This window comes from bacterium, assembly GCA_035308905.1.
In the GTDB taxonomy this organism is placed as follows: domain Bacteria; phylum Sysuimicrobiota; class Sysuimicrobiia; order Sysuimicrobiales; family Segetimicrobiaceae; genus DASSJF01.
Genome location: DATGFS010000035.1, coordinates 33,340 through 53,266, shown reverse-complemented (window position 1 = coordinate 53,266; position 19,927 = coordinate 33,340). Strand labels below are relative to the sequence as shown.

18 protein-coding genes are annotated in these 19,927 nt (G+C 68.8%); 6 read left to right on the top strand and 12 right to left on the bottom strand.

The window, feature by feature from the left end; translation table 11 throughout:
- The first annotated feature begins 46 nt into the window (after positions 1-46).
- Together VKT83_11480 and VKT83_11475 are read left to right on the top strand one after the other, a co-directional pair.
- A complete protein-coding gene (locus tag VKT83_11480; GenBank protein HLY23075.1) occupies positions 47-817 on the top strand; it encodes a response regulator transcription factor in 771 nt (256 codons plus the stop codon).
- Positions 814-2,601 (top strand): ATP-binding protein, encoded by a 1,788-nt coding sequence (locus VKT83_11475; protein ID HLY23074.1) that lies wholly within the window; start codon positions 814-816, stop codon positions 2,599-2,601. The genes VKT83_11480 and VKT83_11475 overlap by 4 nt, the downstream gene beginning before the upstream one ends.
- Before the next feature lie 6 nt (positions 2,602-2,607).
- Here the strand turns inward: VKT83_11475 and VKT83_11470 are convergent, their stop codons facing one another.
- The 6 genes from VKT83_11470 to VKT83_11445 all read right to left on the bottom strand — a co-directional run bounded on the left by VKT83_11470 (position 2,608) and on the right by VKT83_11445 (position 8,564).
- Positions 2,608-3,321 carry an ABC transporter ATP-binding protein gene (locus VKT83_11470; GenBank protein HLY23073.1) on the bottom strand — a complete coding sequence of 238 codons (714 nt, stop codon included), beginning with the start codon at positions 3,319-3,321 and terminating at the stop codon, positions 2,608-2,610.
- A 4-nt stretch (positions 3,322-3,325) separates the two neighbouring features.
- Positions 3,326-4,102, bottom strand: a complete 777-nt coding sequence (locus tag VKT83_11465) for an ABC transporter ATP-binding protein (GenBank protein HLY23072.1) — start codon at positions 4,100-4,102, stop codon at positions 3,326-3,328.
- Positions 4,099-5,250, bottom strand: a complete 1,152-nt coding sequence (locus VKT83_11460) for a branched-chain amino acid ABC transporter permease (protein HLY23071.1) — start codon at positions 5,248-5,250, stop codon at positions 4,099-4,101. The genes VKT83_11465 and VKT83_11460 overlap by 4 nt, the downstream gene beginning before the upstream one ends.
- 4 nt (positions 5,251-5,254) lie before the next feature.
- Entirely contained in the window at positions 5,255-6,172 is a 918-nt protein-coding gene (locus tag VKT83_11455) for a branched-chain amino acid ABC transporter permease (GenBank protein ID HLY23070.1), read from the bottom strand.
- Positions 6,173-6,242: 70 nt separating this feature from the next.
- Entirely contained in the window at positions 6,243-7,415 is a 1,173-nt protein-coding gene (locus VKT83_11450; protein ID HLY23069.1) for a branched-chain amino acid ABC transporter substrate-binding protein, read from the bottom strand.
- 195 nt (positions 7,416-7,610) lie between these two features.
- On the bottom strand, positions 7,611-8,564 hold the full coding sequence (locus tag VKT83_11445; protein ID HLY23068.1) for a proline dehydrogenase family protein: 954 nt from the start codon (positions 8,562-8,564) through the stop codon (positions 7,611-7,613).
- 192 nt (positions 8,565-8,756) lie between these two features.
- On the opposite strand from VKT83_11445, the gene VKT83_11440 reads away from it, so the two are divergent.
- The gene (locus VKT83_11440) at positions 8,757-9,977 is read left to right on the top strand and encodes a transposase (GenBank protein HLY23067.1); all 1,221 of its coding nucleotides are present in this window, start codon (positions 8,757-8,759) and stop codon (positions 9,975-9,977) included.
- Here the strand turns inward: VKT83_11440 and VKT83_11435 are convergent.
- The 5 genes from VKT83_11435 to VKT83_11415 all read right to left on the bottom strand — a co-directional run bounded on the left by VKT83_11435 (position 9,968) and on the right by VKT83_11415 (position 14,933).
- Positions 9,968-11,221 carry a Glu/Leu/Phe/Val dehydrogenase gene (locus tag VKT83_11435; GenBank protein HLY23066.1) on the bottom strand — a complete coding sequence of 418 codons (1,254 nt, stop codon included), beginning with the start codon at positions 11,219-11,221 and terminating at the stop codon, positions 9,968-9,970. The two genes, VKT83_11440 and VKT83_11435, sit on opposite strands and share 10 nt — an antisense overlap.
- Before the next feature lie 34 nt (positions 11,222-11,255).
- Positions 11,256-12,179 (bottom strand): permease-like cell division protein FtsX, encoded by a 924-nt coding sequence (ftsX, locus tag VKT83_11430; protein ID HLY23065.1) that lies wholly within the window; start codon positions 12,177-12,179, stop codon positions 11,256-11,258.
- Positions 12,163-12,849: a cell division ATP-binding protein FtsE gene (gene ftsE, locus VKT83_11425; GenBank protein HLY23064.1), complete on the bottom strand. Its 687-nt coding sequence runs from the start codon at positions 12,847-12,849 to the stop codon at positions 12,163-12,165. Before ftsE ends, ftsX begins: the two co-directional genes overlap by 17 nt.
- Positions 12,850-12,958: 109 nt before the next feature.
- Positions 12,959-13,792 carry a 5'/3'-nucleotidase SurE gene (gene surE / locus VKT83_11420; GenBank protein ID HLY23063.1) on the bottom strand — a complete coding sequence of 278 codons (834 nt, stop codon included), beginning with the start codon at positions 13,790-13,792 and terminating at the stop codon, positions 12,959-12,961.
- On the bottom strand, positions 13,758-14,933 hold the full coding sequence (locus VKT83_11415; protein HLY23062.1) for a HEAT repeat domain-containing protein: 1,176 nt from the start codon (positions 14,931-14,933) through the stop codon (positions 13,758-13,760). Before VKT83_11415 ends, surE begins: the two co-directional genes overlap by 35 nt.
- A 190-nt stretch (positions 14,934-15,123) precedes the next feature.
- On the opposite strand from VKT83_11415, the gene VKT83_11410 reads away from it, so the two are divergent.
- Both VKT83_11410 and hpt read left to right on the top strand, forming a co-directional pair.
- A complete protein-coding gene (locus VKT83_11410; protein HLY23061.1) occupies positions 15,124-15,498 on the top strand; it encodes a hypothetical protein in 375 nt (124 codons plus the stop codon).
- Positions 15,498-16,133: a hypoxanthine phosphoribosyltransferase gene (gene hpt / locus VKT83_11405; GenBank protein HLY23060.1), complete on the top strand. Its 636-nt coding sequence runs from the start codon at positions 15,498-15,500 to the stop codon at positions 16,131-16,133. The genes VKT83_11410 and hpt overlap by 1 nt, the downstream gene beginning before the upstream one ends.
- Here hpt and dinB read toward each other — a convergent pair.
- Positions 16,024-17,388, bottom strand: a complete 1,365-nt coding sequence (dinB, locus tag VKT83_11400) for a DNA polymerase IV (GenBank protein ID HLY23059.1) — start codon at positions 17,386-17,388, stop codon at positions 16,024-16,026. The genes hpt and dinB overlap by 110 nt on opposite strands.
- A gap of 197 nt (positions 17,389-17,585) precedes the next feature.
- Between dinB and VKT83_11395 the strand changes: the two genes are divergently transcribed.
- Positions 17,586-19,862: an aconitate hydratase gene (locus tag VKT83_11395; protein ID HLY23058.1), complete on the top strand. Its 2,277-nt coding sequence runs from the start codon at positions 17,586-17,588 to the stop codon at positions 19,860-19,862.
- Positions 19,863-19,927: the final 65 nt, after the last annotated feature.

The following is a 19,927-nucleotide window of genomic DNA, read 5'->3' as shown; positions in this document are numbered from 1 at the left end:
CGACACGAACCCCGGAAAGCGACCCCTGGGGTGGAGGCGCACGGCGATGGCGGCGGTTAAATCGGACTGGCAGACGGACAACACCGGCCGGGCAAAACTCGGCGGGCGGATCCTCGTCGTGGACGACGAGCCCAACATCGTGGAGCTCGTCCGGTACAACCTGACCCAGGAAGGCTTTGCGGTCGACGTGGCCTACGACGGCCATGACGCCATCGAGAAGGCGCGTACCGCCCCGCCCGATCTCGTGATCCTCGATCTGATGCTGCCGTACGTCGACGGACTCGAAGTCTGCCGGCATCTGCGGCGTCAGACGCCGGTGCCGATCCTGATGCTGACGGCCAAGGACAGCGAACACGACCGCGTGCTCGGCCTGGAGTCGGGCGCGGACGACTACGTCACCAAACCGTTCAGCCCCCGGGAGCTCGTTGCGCGCGTGCGCGCGATCCTGCGCCGGACCGGGCGCGACGACGTCCGGGGGGCCGACACACCGCTCGTCTCGGGACGGCTCGTCCTGAACGCGCTCACGCACGAGGTGCGCCTCGGCGACCGCGCGATCGAGCTCACGGCGAAGGAGTTCGATCTCCTCCGTCTCTTGATGGGCCATCCCAATCAGGTCTTCACGCGGGATTTTCTCCTCGAGCACATCTGGGGGTACGAGTACTTCGGCAGCACGCGCACGGTCGACATGCACATCAGCCGCCTGCGCGAGAAGATCGAGGACGACCCGAACACCCCGACGTTCATCGTGACCGTGCGCGGGGTCGGTTATAAGCTGAAGCGGGACGCGGCCGGAGGGCCCTCGCCGGACACGAGATGAAACTCGGCAGCCTGCGCTGGAAACTCACCGCGAGCCACCTGCTTCTGGTGGTGTTCTCGCTCGCGCTCGCCGCCGCGTATCTCGTCCCGGCGCTGGTCCAGCTGCAGACGGAGATGTACGAACGCGCCGTGCTGAGCCAGGCGCGCATGGCCGCGCGCATGCTCGAGGGATCGCAGGCCGGCGGGCTCACGCTCTCGCAGTTGGACGCGGCGGCCAACCGGCTGGCCTGGCGCCCGGAAGTCTACGTGGGCGTGAAGGACGCGGACGGCCAGGCGCCGGCCACCAGCCGCTGGGCGCAGGCGGGACCGGTTCCGCCGGAGGTCACGGCTGCGCTCCACGGCGCCCCCTCCCCGGTCGACATCCGCTACGATCCCGTGCTGGGGGAGACGCGTCTCTTCGCGGCGGCGCCGCTTGTCTCGAACGGCCGCGTCACGGGGGTCGTGCAGATCAGCGTCCCGCACGTGTGGGTCCAGGCCGTGCTGAATCGCGTCTGGACCGCGCTCGGCACGGCGCTGCTGCTCGGCGCCGCGGCCGCGTGGCTCCTCGGCGCGTGGCGCGCGCGGGCGCTGTCGGCGCCGGTCCAAGAACTGGCCTTCACCGCGGGGCGTATCTCCGCGGGCGACCTCGCCAGCCGGGCGACCGTGGCAAGCCGGGACGAGATCGGTAATCTCGCCGCGGCGTTCAACAGGATGGCCGACCAGCTGAGCCAGAAGCTGGACGCCCTCACCGAGGAGCGCACCAAGATCGAGGCGATCATCAGCTCGATGAGCGACGCCGTCGTCGCCACCGACGGCGCGGGACGGCTCCTCCTCCTGAACGGCGCCGCGCGGGATCTGCTGGGCCTCCGCCCGGACGACGCGGGCCGTCCCGCCGCCGACGCCCTCGGGGACCACGCGGTGTGGCGGGCGCTCGACCACACGGCGCGCCGAGGCACGGACGCGGCGGAAGAGTTCACGCTCGGCAGCGGCGCCCGCGAGCGCCTCTTCCACCTGAACGCGACGCCGCTGCGCGCGGCCGGCGGACGGAACGCCGGCGCCGTCGCCGTCGTGCGCGACGTCACGGAGTTCCGCCGCGCGGAGCGCCTCCGGCGCGACCTCACCGCGAACGTCTCGCACGAGCTGCGCACCCCCCTCACGTCGATCAAGGGCTTCACGGAAACGCTGCTCGCCGGCGCCGCGGCCGACGAGCAGGCCTGCCGCCGGTTCCTGACGATCATCGACGCCGAGGCGACGCGCCTCATGACGCTCGTCGACGACCTGATGGCCCTCTCCCGCCTGGAGTCGCGGGCCGAACCGATGGAGCTCGGCCCGGTCCGCCTGGACGCCCTCGTCGAGGAAGCGGCGAGCCGCCTCCGCCCGCAGGCCGCGCAGCACCACATCGCGCTGCGGGCCTCCGCCGCCGGCACCCTGGTCGTGACGGCCGACGCGGACCGCATCCTGCAGGTCTTCACCAACCTGATCGACAACGCGATCAAATTTACGCCGGAAGGCGGCGCCGTCGAGGTGACGCTGCGCGAGGACGGCGCCGACGCGGTGGTATCCGTGACGGACTCGGGACGCGGCATCCCCCCCGACGACCTGCCGCGGATCTTCGACCGCTTCTACCGGGTCGAGCGGTCGCGGAGCCGGGAAGCCGGGGGCAGCGGGCTGGGACTCGCGATCGCGAAGCACATCGTCGACGCCCACGGCGGCCGCATTATGGTGACGAGCCGGCCCGGCGCGGGCAGCACGTTTTCGGTCGCGCTGCCGCTGGCGCGAGAGGCGACGTCCGCCCCGGCGAACTGATCCCCGCTACAGTTCGCCGAGGTAACTCTTCCTAACGAGATCGTTCTGGCGAAGACTCTCCGCCAGGTCCGTCAAGACGACCCGCCCCGTCTCGAGAACGTACCCGCGTTTGGCGATCGAAAGCGCCATGAGCGCGTTCTGTTCCACGAGAAGGATCGTGACCCCCTGGGCGTTGATCTCCTGCACCGTCTTGAAGATCAACTCGACGAGCACCGGCGCCAGGCCCATCGAGGGCTCGTCGAGCAGCAGGATCTTCGGCCGGGCCATCATGCCGCGGCCGATCGCGAGCATCTGCTGCTCGCCGCCCGACAGCGTGCCTGCGGTCTGCGTCAGGCGCTCGGCCAGGCGCGGAAAGAGCTGGCACACGCGGTCGAGGTCTTCGCGGATCTCCCGCGCGTTCGAGCGCGAAAAGGCCCCCATCTGCAAGTTTTCGAGGACGGTCATGCGCGGGAAGACCCGGCGGCCCTCCGGCACGAGGCAGATCCCGTGCCGGGTGATCTCGTGGGGCCGGAGGCCCTGGATCGGCCGATCTTCGAGGAGAATGCGCCCCGGGCGCGGCCGCAGAAATCCGGCGATCGTCTTGAGCGTGGTGCTCTTGCCCGCGCCGTTCGCACCGATCAACGTGACGATCTCGCCGGTTTCCACGGTGATCGAGACGCCGTGCAAGGCGTGGATGTGGCCGTAGAACGCGTGGATCTCCTCGACGACTAGGCTCGCCATCGTCTTATCCCAAAGCCGCCTTGCCCAGGTAGGCCTCGATGACCCGGGGATCGCGGCGGATCTCGTCCGGCGTGCCCTCCGCGATCTTCTCTCCGTGATCCAGCACCGTCACGCGGTCCGCGACGCCCATCACGACGCGCATCTGGTGCTCGATCAGCAGCACGGTGAGCCGCAGCTCCCGCCGGAGCCGGCGGATGAACTCCATGAGGCGCCGGGCCTCCTCGGGATTCATGCCCGCCGCGGGCTCGTCGAGCAGCAGGAGGCGCGGCCGCAGCGCGAGCGCCCGCGCGATCTCGAGCCGCCGCTGGTCGCCGTAGGCGAGGTTCTTGGCCATCTCGTCCTCGCGTCCTCGCAGCCCGACGAACGCCAGCAGCTCGCGCGCATCCCGGTGCGCGCCCTCTTCCTCACGGACGATTCCCCCGGTCCCGAGCACGATCCGGAGCGGATCCGCGGTAAGATGAGTATGCATGCCGATGAGCACGTTCTCGAGCGCGGTCATGTTGGCGAAGATCCGGATGCTCTGAAACGTCCTCGCGATCCCGAGGCGGGCGATCTCGTGCGCCCGCCGGCCGGTGATCTCGTGCCCGGCGAACGTGATCGTGCCGGCGGTGGGACGGTACAGCCCGGCGATCACGTTGAAGAACGTCGTCTTCCCCGCCCCGTTGGGCCCGATCAGGCTGACGACGCTCTCGGCGGGCACGGTGAAATCAACGTGGTTGACGGCGACGAGGCCGCCGAACGTCTTCGTCACCCCGCGCGCGTCGAGGAGAAGCTCGCTCACGCGCCGTCCTCCGTCGGGCTCTCCGCGGCCCCGGTGGCGCCGGCCGCGGCGGAGACGTCTTCGGGCGGGATCTCCGCCGCGACCCGCTCCGTGATGATCGCCCGCGTCCGCCGCTCGGGGAAGAGCCCCTCGGGTCGGAGCAGCATCAACAAGATCAGCCCCAGCCCGTAGAGCAGGAACTTGAGGTCGACGAAATTGAGCCGGGTGAGCAGCGGTATTCCCCACGCCGTGCCGATGGCGTGCGACCACTGCGTGAGGTCGTTGAGAAAGAGAGTCTGGAACTCGTAGAGGATCGCGGCGCCCGCGATCACGCCGAAGACGCTCCCCATCCCCCCCAGCACCACCATCGCCAGAATCGTGAAGGAGACGGTGAAGTTGAACTGCTCCGGGCTCACCACCCCGAGTTTGGCGACATAGAGCGCGCCGCCGAACCCCGAGAAGAACGCGCCGAACGAAAACGCGAGAAGCTTCGTCGTCGTGAGGTTGATGCCCATCGAGGCGGCCGCGGTCTCGTCTTCGCGGACGGCCAGCCACGCGCGCCCCAGCCGCGAATCCCGCAGACGCAGCACGGCGATCACCGAGAAGACGAGGATCACGATCAACGTGTAATAGTACGGGACCGGATTGAATCCGAAGCTGTAGCCGAACACCGTCGGCTTGTCGATGCCGACCACGCCGTTCGTCCCGCCGGTATATTTTGGAAGGTTCAGGAACACGGTCGGCACGATCTCGCCGAACCCCAGCGTCACGATGGCCAAATAGTCGCCGCGGAGGCGGAGCGTCGGCGCGCCGAGCAGCGCGCCGGAGATGCCGGCGATGATCGCGCCGAGGAACAGCATCGGCCAAAACGGCATGTGGACGTTGTAGAAGGGCGACGCCGACAGCGCGTACGTGTACGAGCCGATCGCAAAGAACGCGGCGTAGCCGAGATCGAGGAGTCCGGCAAAGCCGACGACGATGTTGAGGCCCAGCGCGAGGAGCGCGAAGACGGCCGCGTCGGCGGCGGCGTTGACGTGCCCGGCATTGTGATCGAGGAGCGGATAGAGCAGAAAGAGGATCAGGGCGCCGAGCGCGAAGCGATACCGCCCCAGCCGCTCCAGCACGCCGGGCCGCGACCCGGCATCCGACCCCGCCGAACGCGCGGCCACGGGCCTACGTGCGCTCCGGAAGCTGCTGGCCGAGGAGGCCGGTCGGCCGGAAGATCAAGACCAGGATCAGCACGGAAAAGATGGTCACCTCGGCCCACTGGAAGCCGATGTACTGGGCGGTCATGACCTCGATGAACCCGATGAGGAACCCGCCGAGCGCGGCGCCGGTCGTGTTGCCGATGCCCCCCAGCACCGCGGCCGTGAACGCGATCAGTCCGGCCCGGAAGCCGTTGATGAACCAGGCGTTGCCGTAGTACAGACCGGTGATGACCCCAGCCGCCCCCGCGAGCACCGAGCCGATAAAGAAGGTCAGCGCGATCGTCTTGTTGATGTCGATCCCCATGATCTCGGCGGCCATCCAGTCCTGCGCCGTCGCCCGCATCGCCCGGCCGAGCTTCGTGCGGTTGACGAACAGCTGCAGTGCGATCATCATGACGAGCGAGGAACCGATCACGATGAGCTGCATCTGGCCGACGCTCACGGGGCCGATGTCGAAGAACGGGTTCGCGATGATCTGCGGGACCGGCACCGGCGACGGCCCCATCCAGAGCTGGAGCAGATTCTCGAGGCTGAACGAGACGCCGATCGCGGTCAGGAGCGGGGCCAGACGCTGCCGGCCCCGCAGCGGACGGTAGGCAAACCGCTCGATCACCACCCCGGTCGCTCCCATGACGAGCATCGTCACGAGAAACACCACGATGAGCGTGAACGTGAGCGCCACCCCGACCATGCGGTGGGTCGCGCCCATGAACACGAGCACCGCGAGGGCGACGAACGACCCCGCGGTGTACACGTCGCCGTGGGCGAAGTTGATCAGCTCGATGATGCCGTAGACCATGGTGTAGCCCAGGGCCACGACGGCATAGATGGCCCCGAGCGACAGGGCGTTGATCAGCTGCTGGCTGAAGAGGACCCAATTCATGGCAGACGGGCCGAGGGGGCGGGCTCGGCGATCTGCCTCCCGCCCCCTCGTTCCCTTTCGGTATCTTTAGCTACTGCGCGATCTCTTGGTCCGCCCAGACCCACTTGCCGTTCTTGACCACGTAGACGCTGATGACCCGGTTGGTGGTGTCGCCGTTCGCGTCGAACCCGAACGTCCCGAGGATGCTCTTGTAGCCCTTGAGCGCGCGCACGTGCGCGAGGACCTTCGCACGGTCCGGCCCGGAGGCCTTGACCGCGTCGATGATGATCTTCGCCCCGACGTAGGCACTCGCGCTGTACGCGCCGGGATCGTCGTTGAACTTGGCCTTGTAGGCCGCAAGGAACGCCTTCGCGGAAGCGATCTTCGTCGCGTCGATCGCCGCGACCGTGCCGTAGGAACCGTCCGCCGAATCGCCCGCGACCTTGAGGAACTCGTCTTCGACGATGCCGTCGCCGCCCTCATAGAGGGCCTTCAGGCCGACGTCCGCCATCTGCTTGCGGATCAGGCCGCCGCCCGTGGTGGTGACGCCGCCGAAGAAGAGGATGTCCGGATTTTCCGCCTTGATCTTGGTCAGGATCGCATGGAAGTCCTGACTGCCCTTCGGAATGCCGTCGTGGCTCACGACCGTACCGCCGAGCCGCTTGAACTCTTTCTCCACCTCGTCGGCGATGCCCTTACCGTACGTCTCCGTATCGTCGAGGATCGCCATCTTCCGGGCCTTCAGCGCCTTGAAGGCGTAGTCTGCCGCGACCGGGCCTTGCAGGTCGTCCGTCGCGCAGATCCGGAAGTAGTTGTTCGGCTTGGTCCGAAGCGCCTTCGCATCCGGCCCCTTCGTGAGCGAGGGGTTCGTCTGAGATGGGGTGATCTGCACCACGCCCGCCGCGTTGCTGATCGGGATCGACGCCTTGCCGACGTTGCTGTTGAAGTTGCCGATGATGCCGACGACCGCGGAATCCGCGGCCAGTTCCTGCACGTTCTTCGCGCCCTGCGCCGGATCGTGCACGCCGTTCACGGCGTCGTCTTTCAGCACTTCCTCGAACCGGTACGGGCCGCCCGCCTTGTTGGCCTGGTCGATCGCCAGCAGGACGCCGTTGTTGGTCGGCACGCCGTTCGGCGCCTCGCCGCCCGACATGGGCAGGTCCACGCCGATCTTGACGACGCGGCCGGCGGCCGCGTTCGCGGCATGCAGGCCCACGCCGCTCGGACCGGCGAATCCAAAGCCCAGCACTGCCAGGACGCTCATCAATGCGATAATTCTTCTCACGTAACCACCCCCTGGTACGCTCTCCCCCAACGTTTCCGTACGAAGGAAATCATGAAGGAATCGCGTTGGGAGGTTCGCAGCCGCACGCGCAACTCCCTGCGTGCGGCCCGCGCGTTTCGCCTGGCTTAACTTGACGGATGCGGTACGCTTTGGCGCCCGCCGCGGGGCCCGGGGTCAGGCGGCCTTTAATTTCATGGTTGCCGGCCGACCCGGTCGGCCGGGGCGCTCTCGAATGAGGCTGCGCAGGACGAAGCCGACGTTGGCGGGACGCTCGGCCAGCCGCCGCATGAAGTACGGGTACCACTCTTCCCCGAAAGGCACGTAGACGCGGACGCGGTACCCCCGCCGGCGCAGCCCGGCCTGGAGATCGCGCCGGATGCCGTAGAGCATCTGGAACTCGAACCGGTCCGCGGGGATCCCCGCCGCCGCCGCGGTCCGGACCACGTGGTCGATGAGACGCTCGTCGTGGGTGGCGAACGCCGGGTACACGCCGTCCCGCAGCAGCGCCTCGGCGAGGCGGGCGAAGGCCGCGTCCACGTCCCGCTTTCGGGGATACGCCACGGTGGGCGGCTCGTCGTACGCGCCCTTGACGAGCCGGACGCGCGCGCCGAGGGCGTTGAGCCGGTCGACGTCGGCCGCGCTGCGGTGCAGGTACGCCTGGATCACGACGCCCACGTCGCGGCGGCCCTCCGCCCACAGCGTGTCGAACAGCGCCAGCGTGGCCCCCGTGTGCGCGCTCGACTCCATGTCGATCCGCACGAACATCGGCGCCCCGTCTGGGCATCTTTGGCTCGCCCCGCAGGCCCAGGGGCGGACGGCGGCGCGGTCGAGGATCCGGCGCAGCAGGCGGGCGCAGTGGGCCGCATCCACGGCGAGGCCCAGCTGCGTCAGCTTCAGGGAGAGATTGTTGTCCACCCCGGGCAGATCCGGCGGGACCGGGTGCGCGCGCAGCGCGTCGACGATACCGAGATAAGCGTCGGCGCTCGCCTCAGCCTGCGCGGGCGTCGTGACGTCCTCGCCCAGCAGATCGAGCGTGGCCGACAGGCCGTCCCGGTTGAGCCGGCCGAGGGCGTCCAGCGCCTCGTCGAGCCGTTCGCCCGCGATGAAACGACGAACGGCCCGGCGCAAGATAGGTTGCCGAAGCGACAACTCGCGAAACCAGGGTGACCGTGATAGTCCTAAAAATAGTGTACGAAGAAACCTCAACATTCCCATCTCCGGATGCGGTTAGATCCCCACTCGGCTGACTGTCTGAAGGATTCACGCAAACTCAGTACGAATGGACATCTAGACTGCAAAACATCTGAACTACTGTATACCATGACAACGATCAGAAAGGGATACCGATTTAGACTCAGACCGACACGGGTTCAACGTCTCGGACTCGTCAGGATGGCCGGCGCTCGCCGGTGGGTCTGGAATTGGGCCTTGGCGCGACGAATCGACCATTACCGTGAATACGGCGCGATGCTCACTCGTGGCGCGCTTTGCCGCGAGTTGACGATCTTGAAACGGCAGCCGACGACTCTGTGGCTTCAGAAGATTGACGCCCAGGCTCTTCAGGCCAGTGTCCGCGACGTCGATCAGGCATTTCAAAATTTCTTCGCGAGACGAGCGCGCTTCCCGCGATTCAAGAGCAAGAAATGGGATCGTCCTACTTTCCGAATTCCGCAACGAGTTAAAATTGCCAACGGCCGCGTTTTCATCCCGAAAATTGGTTGGGTCCGCTTACGTCAGTCGCGGCCAATCGACGGGCGCATCACGAGTACAACGTTTACGGAAGACAAGTTGGGACACTGGGGTGTCAGTTTTGGGACGGCGATCGAAATGCCGGACCCACCATCCCGTCCGCTGGACCCGGAAAGGGTCGTCGGCATCGATCAGGGCCTGGCGAATTTCGTCGTCCTGTCCAACGGCATGCGCATCGCCGCGCCACGATACTTTCGAAAGAGCGAGCGGTCTCTGTGCCGTGCGCAACGCCGCCTCTCTCGTCGCCGACCTGGATCTCGCCGTCGTCACCGCGCGCGGCTTCGAATAGCCGCCCTTTATCGGCGTGTCAGCAACAGGCGTTTAGATTTTACACATAAGGTCACCACGCAGCTCGTTCGCACGTACGACGCGCTATGCCTACAGGACCTGGCCGTCACGGGCCTTGCGAGAACCAAGCTGGCCAAGAGCGTCCAGGACGCCGCCCTCGGGCAACTCCTTCTCCAGTTAAGATACAAAACAAAATGGAATCATCGTCAGCTTGCCCTGGTTGACCGGTGGTTCCCCTCCAGCCAGTTGTGCAGCCAATGTGGCACGCGCAACAATAGACTGTCCCTGAACGACGGGATTTGGCGGTGCGCCTGCGGGGCGCTGCACGACCGCGACATCAACGCCGCCATCAATATTCGGACGCAAGGACTGAGATTGCTGGGTGTCGCCGCGGGGCACGCGGAGACGAAAAATGCTCGCAGAGAGACCGTCAGACTCTCGACGAGAGCAGGCCTCGATGAAACGAGAATCTCTGGCTTGATCCGCAGAGAATGTCAAGGGTAGATGCCTCTCGTCAGCAGCGCGTCGTTCAGGCGGCTCACCGCGCGCACGAGCGCGCCGGAGCGCATGTGAACTTCCTTCTCCTGCGACGTCTCGAGCACTTCGCGGAAGCTCCGCACCATGATCCGCTCGAGCCGCTCGTTGATCTCCTCTTCGGTCCAGAAGAACGACTGCAGGTCCTGCACCCACTCGAAGTAGGACACGACGACGCCGCCGGCGTTGGCCAGGATGTCGGGCACGACGAAGACCTTGCGATCGCGCAGGACCTCGTCGGCCTCCGGAGTCGTCGGCCCGTTCGCACCCTCGACCACCATGCGGGCCTTGATCCGCTCGGCGTTGTCCTTCGTGATCTGGCCTTCGAGCGCGCTCGGCACGAGGATCTCGCAGGGCAGCTCGAGCAGGTCGTCGTTCGTGACGGCGTCGGTCCCCCGGTAACCGACGACACTGCCGGTGTGCTCCTTGTGACGCAGCAGGTCGGCCGGGTCGAACCCCTTGGGATTGTAGACGCCGCCGCCGCTGTCGCTCGCCGCCACGATCTTGCAGCCCTGCTCCTGGAGGAGCATCGCCGCGATGCTGCCGACGTTGCCGTACCCCTGCACGACGACGCGCGCCCCGGCGAGCGGCATGCCGAGGTGCTTGGCGGCTTCGCGTGCGACGATCATACAGCCGCGGCCCGTGGCTTCGACGCGGCCCTGCGAGCCGCCGATCGAGATCGGCTTCCCCGTCACGACCGCCGGGACGGAGTAGCCGCGGTGCATGCTGTAGGTGTCCATGATCCACGCCATGATGCGCGGATTGGTGCCGACGTCCGGCGCCGGGATGTCGCTCTCCGGGCCGATCAGTATGGAGATTTCGGTCGCGTACCGGCGGGTCAGATGCTCGAGCTCCTGCAGCGACAGCTCCTTGGGATTGCAGATGACGCCGCCCTTCGCGCCGCCGTACGGCAGCCCGACGACCGCGCACTTCCAGGTCATCCACATCGCGAGCGCCCGGACCTCGTTCAGGGTCACGTCGGGATGATAGCGAATGCCGCCCTTCGTCGGACCGGGCACGGTGGTATGGTGGACGCGGTACCCGGTGAAGACGCGCACCGATCCGTCCTCGAGCTTGACCGGGAAATTGACGGTCAGCTCCCGTTTCGGGTGCGCGAGAAGCTCGCGCACGCCGCGCTTGAGTCCGAGCATGTCCGCGGCGATCTGGAACTGCCGGAGCGCAACCTGCCAGGCGTCTTCACGCGGCGCCGTCATCACTGCCTTCGCCATCGTTTCTCGCCTCCTGACTCTATATGCGCACGTACCGGCGCACCGCGAGCAGACTCGCGGTTACGCCGATTAGCACACCCCACACCACGAGCTTCCAGACGATATCGAAGGCGACCTCCCCCGCCCCCGGGAGCGGCACAAACGGCAGCGCCCGCGCGGCGCCGCCGGCGATGAGGGCGTAGCCGGCCGCGACCGCCGCAGCCGCGCCGCAGGCCCCGCAGGCTCCCGTGACGGCGCCCTCCACGACGAACGGCCAGCGGATGAACCACGCGGTCGCGCCGACGAGCCGCATCACCTCGATCTCGGCCCGCCGCGCGAAGACCGTGAGGCGGATGGTCCCCGCAATCACCACGAGCGCGACGCAGGCCAGCAGTGCGCCGGCGGCCGTTCCGCCGAGCCGCACCGCGCGGGTGACGGCCAGCAGCCGCTCCAGCACCAGCCCGCCGTCGCGAACTTCGTCGACGCCCGGCAGATCGCGCGCGCCGGCGGCGATTGCGCGCAGCCGGTCGCTCCCGGTCGCCGTCACGACCAGCGACGCCGGCAGTGGGTTGTGCTGGAGCAGATCGCGGAACTTGGCCCGCGCGCCGAGCTGCGCTTCGAGGCGGCGCAGCGCTTCCTGCGGCGAGACGTACTCGATCCCGGCCACGCCGGGGATCTGCTGAAGACGGCTGCGCGCCACGACGACCTCCTCGGGCGTGACCCCCGAGCGGAAGTACACGACCACCTGCAGCTGCTGTTCCAGGGCGGCGGCGACGTGGTTCAAGGCGCCCGCGACGGCGAGCGCCGCGCCGAGGGCGACCAGCGTCATCGCGGTGATGAGGACGGACGCGACGCTCGCGAGGCCGTTGCGCACGAAGCCCTGCGCCCCCTCGGCCAGCGCGTAACCCAGGCCCAGCGGACGCACGCGCCGCCCGCCGCCGGCCGCCTTAGGTTTCCCCGGCATACACGCCCTCCGCGTCATCGCGCACCACCGCGCCCCTGTCGATCGCGATGACCCGGCGGCGCAGGCGGTCCACGATCGTTTGATCGTGCGTCGTGACCACGACCGTCATCCCGCCCGCGTTGATTCGGGCGAGCAGCCGGACGATCTCCCACGACGTGTCCGGATCGAGGTTGCCGGTCGGCTCGTCCGCAAGCAGGAGGTTCGGCCCGTGTACCAGCGCCCGCGCGATGCTGACCCGCTGCTGCTCGCCCGCGGACAGCTCCCGCGGCACCGCGTCGGCGCGCGCCGTGAGCCCGACCATTTCCAACAGCTCCGTCACGCGGCGGCCGGCGTCCGGCGGCGCGGTCCCCGTCACCTCGAGCGCGAACGCGACGTTCTCCCAGGCCGTCTTGCGCGGCAGCAGCCGGAAATCCTGAAACACGACGCCGACCCGGCGGCGCAGGAACGGGATCTCGCGCGCCGGCATGCGGGTCACGTCGCGGCCCTCGACCGACACCGTCCCGCGGGTCGGCAGTTCCTCGCGGTAGATCAGCTTGAGGAGCGTCGACTTGCCGACGCCGGTCGGGCCGACGACAAACACGAAGTCGCCGGCGCCGATCTCGAGCGAGACGTCGCGCAGCGCTTCGACCCCGTTCGCGTACGTCTTGGACACCTGCGAGAAGCGGACCATCGGGTCAGTATGTCCGTCGCCCGTCACGTGCCCCTCGCCGGTCACGCGCCCGTTGCCCGTCGCCCGCTCGCCCCCCGGCGGCCATGCTCTCACGGCAACTGTATGCCCCTCACCGGCCCGGCACCGGCAGCGTCCACGACCGCAGGATCGGGCTGAGCTCTTCGTAGGTCATGCTGAGCCGGAGCGGGGTCACCGAGATGCGGCCCCGGGCCACCGCCCACGCGTCGGTGCCGGCGGGGCTCTCCTCGGTCTCGGCCGAGCCGGTCAGCCAGTAATAGTCGCGGCCCCGCGGATCCGACCGCTTCTCGACGCGGTTGACGTAGCGGCGGGTGCTCTGCCGCGTGATCTCCACGCCCCCGATCTCCCCGGCCGGACGGTTGGGCACGTTGACGTTCAGAAACGTGTCGGGCGGCAGGCCGTGCTCCGCCACCTGCCCGACCAGCTGCGCCGCGAAGTCGGCCGCCGGTTCCCAGTGGATGTCCCGGAACGCGGTCACCGACATGGCGACGGCGGCGAGGCCGAAGAGCGCACCCTCCACGGCGCCGGATACCGTCCCCGAGTAGATGAGGTCCATCCCGAGGTTCGCGCCGAGGTTGATGCCGGACACGACGATATCCGGCGGCTGGGCCAGCAGATCGAGGACCCCCAGCACGACGCAGTCCGCCGGCGTGCCGTTCGTCGCCCAGGCCGGCACGTCGACGGTGTCGAGCGACACCCGGGTTGCGCGCAGCGGCTTGTGCAGGGTGATCGCGTGGCTGGCCGCGCTCCGCTCGTGCTCGGGCGCGACCACAAACGCCGCCGCCACACGGCTGATCGCCCGGGCCAGCGCGAGCAGCCCGGGCGATGCGATGCCGTCGTCGTTGGTCAGAAGAACGCGAAGCGAAGCGCCGCGGCCCGCAGGCCGCGCGTCAGTCTTGGTCGCGCCACCAGTCCGGTGAGACATCTTTCTTCTTATAAGTCTTCACGACCGGACGAGTTCCCGCCTTCTCGCGCGCGACGCGTTTGCGGAGCTCCTCGTATTCGTGCAGGTTCGTGAGCACCTTGAGCGTGTCCCAGACGGCCTCTTCGACCTGGCCCCCGTCCTTCAGGAGCAGATCCATCAGCGGCTCGATCACGCGCTTGTCGCGCAGTTTGCCGAGGAGACGGACCACCAGGCGCTTGACGTCCGGGTCGTCGTCGGCGAGGTACCCGAGCAGCCGCTCGAACGACGTCTCACCGAGCAGCGCGAACATCGCCTTCAGCGCGAAGCGGCGGACCTTCCCGATCGGGTTTTCCATCGCGGCGCCGAGGGCCGCGAGCACGGCCTCGCGGTCGCCCTGCGACAACGCGTGCACGACCTCCACCGGCAACCCGGCCTCGCGATCCCCCGGCGGGAGCGTGATCACGACGCGCTCCTCGAGCCGGCCGATCGTCCCGACGACGGTCTCCTGCAGCCGCGGGTCGCTCAGAAAGACGCCGATGATCGGCGCCACCACGCGTTTGTCGCCGATGCGCCCGAGAATGGTAAGCGCGGTCAGCTTGACGTAGTAGTTCTCGTCGCCGAGCGCCGCGAGCAGCGCGTCCATGCTGCGCGGGCCCATCTCGGTGAGGATGCGCCAGACCTGCGCGCCGATCCGGCGGCGGAGGTAGCGGTCCTTGAACGCCTCCATCAGCGGGCCGACCGCGTCGGGCCCGATCCGGATGAGCGCGTCGGTGGCCGCGGCCACGAGGGACCGCTCCCGGCGCGACAGCACCTTGATGAGCGCCTCCGCGGCGCCGGCGTCGCGCAGTTCGCCGAGCCCCTTGACCGCCTGCACGCAGACCTGCTCCGAACGGTCGCCGAGCGCCAGCCGCATCGCCTCCATGGCGCCCTGGCCGCCGATCCGACGAAGCGCCATGATCGCGCTCTTCCGGACGTATTCGTCCTGGTCGTGGAGGGCTTCCGCGAGCGCCGGCACGGCCCGCTCGTCGGCCAGCTTGCCGAGCGCGTGGGCCGCGTCGCTGCGCAGAGTGACGTCGGCGCTCCGCAGCTGCTGCACGTAGCGCTCGACGTCGTGCTCCGGCCCCGTCGATTCCGGCCGACTACCCGAAGGGGGTGTCGTCATGGCACACTGCCTCCCAGCCCGCCCGGAGCATTTCGCGATTTGCGAACGCTCGGGGACCCGGGCCCGCCGAAGAGGGCATATCTTGAGGTTCGGCAGACGTTCGCCGCCCCCTAAACCCTCTCCTTGATCTATTTTACACCGGCGGCTATACTAGCGTTCAGGTCGTGCGCCGGAGGACCATGAGGGCTCGGTGAGGAGCCGTTCGCCCGCCGGCGACGGGCATCCGCGGTTCGCCCACGCCAGCGAGGCTGAGTTCGCAAGAATACTCGATTTTTACGGGGTCCGGTGGGAATACGAACCCCGCAGTTTCCCCCTCCGCTGGGACGCCCGAGGCCGCGCGATCGAGAGTTTCAACCCCGACTTCTATCTTCCCGACCTCAACCTCTACATCGAATTGACGACGCTGAAGCAGAGCCTCGTCACCAAGAAGAACCGCAAACTCCGGCGCCTGCGGGAGCTGTACCCGGACATCAACGTCAAGATCTTCTACGGCCGCGACTACCGGCAGCTGCTGCTGAAGTACGGGATGGCGCCCGCCGGCGACCGGCAGCTGGCGCCGCGGTAGTGACTGATCCGTTCGCGGACATCCAGGAGATTCTGTTCACGGAAGAACAGATCACCGGGCGCGTGCGCGAGCTGGCCGCCGCCATCTCCCGGGACTACGCCGGCCGCGCCCCCCTCCTCGTCTCGGTGCTGAAGGGCGCCGTCTACTTCCTCACCGACCTCACCCGCGCGCTCGCCGTCCCGGTCGAGATCGACTTCATGGCAATCACGACCTACGGCAGCGCCAAGGCGCAGAGCGGGGTCGTGCGGCTGATCAAGGACCTCGACGTCGAGATCACGGGGCGCGACGTGGTCCTCGTAGAAGACATCATCGACACGGGGTTGACCGCGGGATACCTGCTCCGGCTTCTGCAGGCGCGCGCGCCGGCCAGCCTGCGCATCTGCACGCTCCTCGACCGGCCGTACCGGCGCATCCTCGAGACGCTCGACATCGCCTACCGCGGCTTCGAGGTGCCGGACCGCTTTCTCGTGGGCTATGGGCTCGATTATCGCGAGCGGTATCGCCACCTGCCGTTCATCGGTGTCCTCAAGAACGAGGTGCTGGCCGCCGGCGCCCCGGCCGCTCCCCCGACGGCGCGGGACGCGGCGTCCCCCTCTGCCGCGGGGCCTCCCGACGCCGGCGCGGCCGAGCCGTAGCCGTACCCGGCTCCAGCACGCGCGCCGGAGCGACCGTCCCCTCACCGAATCGCTCGTTGATCGCATCGACAACGCGATCGACCCGACTGTGCAGGACCGGCGGATCTGCCGCCGGCGACCATGACGTCGACGCCTGTTCCCCGGCGCCCGCCGGGCGCGGCGGACCGGCGCCGCCGAACAAATTGATCTGCGCCCCCGTGGGGCGCTCCAGTCCCGACACGGTGACGCCGACGAGGCGAACGCGGCGCGACAGAGGCTCGAACCGCCGCCAGAGGTCCGTCACGGCCCGGGCGATGCGGCCGCCGTGGTCGGTCGCCGCGGGCAGCGTGAGGCGGCGCGTGCGCGTCTCGAACGGCTCGAACCGCACCTTCAGCGTGACGACGCGGCCGGCGACGCCGCCGGCCCGCAGCCGGTGCGCGACGTCTTCGCACGCCGCGCGCAGCGTGCGGGCGAGGAGGTCGCGGTCGCGCGTGTCGTGGTCGAAGGTCACTTCGCGCCCGATCGACTTCGCCTCACCGCCCGGATCGACGGGCCGGTCGTCTTCTCCGCGGCTCAGCGCGACGAGCCGTTCCGCCGGGAATCCGAGGATGGCGCGCAGGGCCGACACCGGGGTCCGGCGGAGCGCGCCGACCGTGGCGATGCGGAGGGCCTGAAGCCGCGCGCGGGTCTCCGGTCCGACGCCCCAGAGCGCCTCCACCGGCAGTGGATCGAGCACCGACTGCACCGCGTCCGGCGTGATCCGGCGGACGCCGTCCGGCTTCGCCAGCTCGGACGCGACCTTCGCGAGGAACTTGTTCGGCGCGACGCCGACCGACGCGGGCAGCCCGAGGCGCGCCCGGATCCGCCGCTGAATTGCCTGCCCGAACGCGAGGCCCGGTTCGGCGGACGACGACGCGTGGCCGGCGGGCACGGGGCAGCCGGTCAGATCGAGGAACGCCTCGTCGACCGAGACCGGCTCGATCTGCGGCGTGAACGTCTCCAGCAGGTCGAACACGCGCTCCGACTCCGCGCGGTAGCGCGCCATATCGGGCGGCAGGAACACCGCGCCGGGGCACAGCGCAAACGCGCGGCGCGAAGGCATCGCCGAGTGGATGCCGTACCGGCGCGCCTCGTACGACGCGGCCGCGACGACCCCGCGCGCGTGCGGCCCCGCGCCGACCACGACGGGCCGGCCGCGATACTCCGGATGGTCGCGCACTTCGACGGCCGCGAAGAAGGCGTCCATGTCGACGTGCGCGATGAGGCGCTCGGCCACGGGCGTCCGGCTATGCCTGCCGGCTGCGCGGCGCGCGACGTATCATGGCGACCGCCGTTCGACGATGACGCGACGGCCCCTGCCCTGTCTCTCGCAGGAGCTCCGGCCGCGTCGCCGCCTCGTGCGTCCCGGTGACGCGTGGGCGGCGGAGTGTTATGCTCGTTTTCGGTTCCGATCTTCGCCTGGGGGGCACGCGCATGGTCACAATCGAGTCCACCGCCGCGATGGCGGCCGCGGTCTACGATCGGATGGAACGGACGCTCAACGTCGTGCGGCGCCGCCTCGGCCGGCCGCTCACTTTAGCCGACAAGGTCCTGCTGGGCCACCTCGACGATCCCGACACCCAGGAGATGGAGCCCGGCCGGAGCTACCTCCTGCTGCGGCCGGACCGCGTTGTCCTCCAAGACGTGTTGGGCCAGACCGCGATGCTGCAGTTCATGCAGACGCGGCGGACCCACGTCGCCGTTCCCACGACGATCCACTGCGATCACCTCATCCAGGCCCGGGTTGAGGGCCAGGCCGACTTGCAGGCGTCGATCGCCGAGAACTCGGAAGTCTACGATTTTCTCAAGTCGGCCGCGGCAAAGTTCGGGGCCGGGTTCTGGGGCCCCGGCGCCGGGATCATCCACCAGGTCGTCCTCGAGCACTACGCGTTTCCCGGCGAGCTCATCATCGGCACCGACTCGCACACGCCGAACGGCGGCGGCCTCGGCGCCTGCGCGGTGGGCGTCGGCGGGGCCGACGCGGTCGAGGTCATGGCGGGCCTTCCCTGGGAGGTCCTCTATCCGAAGCACATCGCGGTGTACCTGACCGGCGAGCTCAGCGGGTGGACCGCGCCGAAGGACGTCATCCTCTACGTCGCCGGGCAGCTCACCGTGGCGGGCGGGACGAACGCCATCGTCGAGTACATCGGACCCGGCGCGCAGACGATCAGCGCCACCGGCAAGGCCACGATCACCAACATGGGGGCCGAGCTCGGCGCGACGACGTCGATGTTCTCGTACGACGAGCGGATGGCGACCTACCTCCGGGCCACCGGCCGCGGCGAGCTCGTCGAGCCGGCCCGCGCCCACCGGCATCTGCTGGCGCCGGATGCGGAAGTCGAAGCCGACCCGGAGCGTCACTACGACCGGGTGATCCGGCTCGATCTCTCGGCGCTGGAACCATACGTGGTCGGTCCCCACTCCCCCGACCGCGCACGCCCGGTGTCGAAGCTCGCGGCCGAGGTGCAGGACGGGAAGAACGAGTTTCGCGACGCCATCTCGACCGCGTTGATCGGCAGCTGCACCAATTCATCGTACGAGGACATGAGCCGCGCCGCCGACGTGGCCGAGCAGGCCCGCGCGCACGGGGTCACGGCGGCCGTCCCGTTCCTCGTGACACCCGGCTCCGAGCAGATCCGGGCGACGATCGAGCGCGACGGCCAGATGCACTCGCTGACGGAGATCAAGGCGACCGTCCTCGCGAACGCCTGCGGGCCGTGCATCGGGCAGTGGCGGCGGGCCAAAGAGGCCGCGGCCGTTCCGAACACCATCGTCACGTCCTACAATCGCAACTTCCCTCGGCGCAACGACGGACAGCCGACGACGATGAACTTCATCGGCAGTCCGGAGCTCATCACCGCGCTCGCACTCGCCGGGCGGCTGTCGTTCAATCCGCTCACCGATACGCTGACCGGCGCCGATGGGAAGCCGTTCCGGCTTCGCCCGCCCGCGCCGGCCCCCGAGGTGCCGTCCCGCCCCTTCGACCCGGGGCGCATCACGTACGTCGCGCCGCCGGCCGACGGCAGCCGGATCGAGCTGAAAGTTGATCCGCGCAGCGAGCGCCTGCAGCTGATGGAGCCCTGGCCGGCCTGGGAAGGCCAGGACTTCGTCGACATGCCGATTCTATTGAAGACGAAGGGGAAGACGACGACGGACCACATCTCCCCCGCGGGCCCATGGCTGCGGTATCGGGGTCATCTCGACAGGTTCAGCGACAACATGTTCATGGGAGCGACCAACGCGTTCACCGGCGAAGCCGGCAAAGTCCGGAACGCCGTGACCGGCGAGGCGGGCCAGCCCGTCTCCGTTGTGGCACGGGACTACAAAGCGCGGGGGCTGCGCTGGGTCGTCATCGGCGACGCCAACTACGGCGAGGGCAGCAGCCGCGAGCACGCGGCGCTGTCGCCGCGGCTGCTCGGCGCGGGGGCCGTCATCGTGCGGAGCTTCGCCCGGATCCATGAGTCGAACTTGAAGAAGCAGGGCGTGCTGGCGCTCACTCTGCCCGAGCCCGGCGATTACGACCGGTTCCGCGAGGACGACCGCGTGAGCCTGGTGGGTCTGGCCGGCATGGCGGCCGGCAAGCCGGTGGAGTGCCGGATCCGCCACGCCGACGGCACGACCGAGACGGTGTGGCTCAACCATTCGTACAGCACCTCGCAATTGGAGTGGTTCCGGAAGGGATCCGCGCTGAATCTGTTCCACGGCAAGTAACGACCCCGCTCAACTGGACGACAGTGAGGGGCGGCCGTTAGGCCGTCCCTCTTTCGTTCGCGGCG

Coding starts and splice junctions, on each gene's coding strand:
- VKT83_11480 (HLY23075.1), top strand. CDS start 47: ATGGCGGCGGTTAAATCGGACTGGCAGACGGACAACACCGGCCGGGCA.
- VKT83_11475 (HLY23074.1), top strand. CDS start 814: ATGAAACTCGGCAGCCTGCGCTGGAAACTCACCGCGAGCCACCTGCTT.
- VKT83_11470 (HLY23073.1), bottom strand. CDS start 3,321: ATGGCGAGCCTAGTCGTCGAGGAGATCCACGCGTTCTACGGCCACATC.
- VKT83_11455 (HLY23070.1), bottom strand. CDS start 6,172: ATGAATTGGGTCCTCTTCAGCCAGCAGCTGATCAACGCCCTGTCGCTC.
- VKT83_11450 (HLY23069.1), bottom strand. CDS start 7,415: ATGAGCGTCCTGGCAGTGCTGGGCTTTGGATTCGCCGGTCCGAGCGGC.
- VKT83_11440 (HLY23067.1), top strand. CDS start 8,757: ATGACAACGATCAGAAAGGGATACCGATTTAGACTCAGACCGACACGG.
- VKT83_11435 (HLY23066.1), bottom strand. CDS start 11,221: ATGACGGCGCCGCGTGAAGACGCCTGGCAGGTTGCGCTCCGGCAGTTC.
- ftsX (HLY23065.1), bottom strand. CDS start 12,179: ATGCCGGGGAAACCTAAGGCGGCCGGCGGCGGGCGGCGCGTGCGTCCG.
- ftsE (HLY23064.1), bottom strand. CDS start 12,849: ATGGTCCGCTTCTCGCAGGTGTCCAAGACGTACGCGAACGGGGTCGAA.
- surE (HLY23063.1), bottom strand. CDS start 13,792: ATGTCTCACCGGACTGGTGGCGCGACCAAGACTGACGCGCGGCCTGCG.
- VKT83_11415 (HLY23062.1), bottom strand. CDS start 14,933: ATGACGACACCCCCTTCGGGTAGTCGGCCGGAATCGACGGGGCCGGAG.
- VKT83_11395 (HLY23058.1), top strand. CDS start 17,586: ATGGTCACAATCGAGTCCACCGCCGCGATGGCGGCCGCGGTCTACGAT.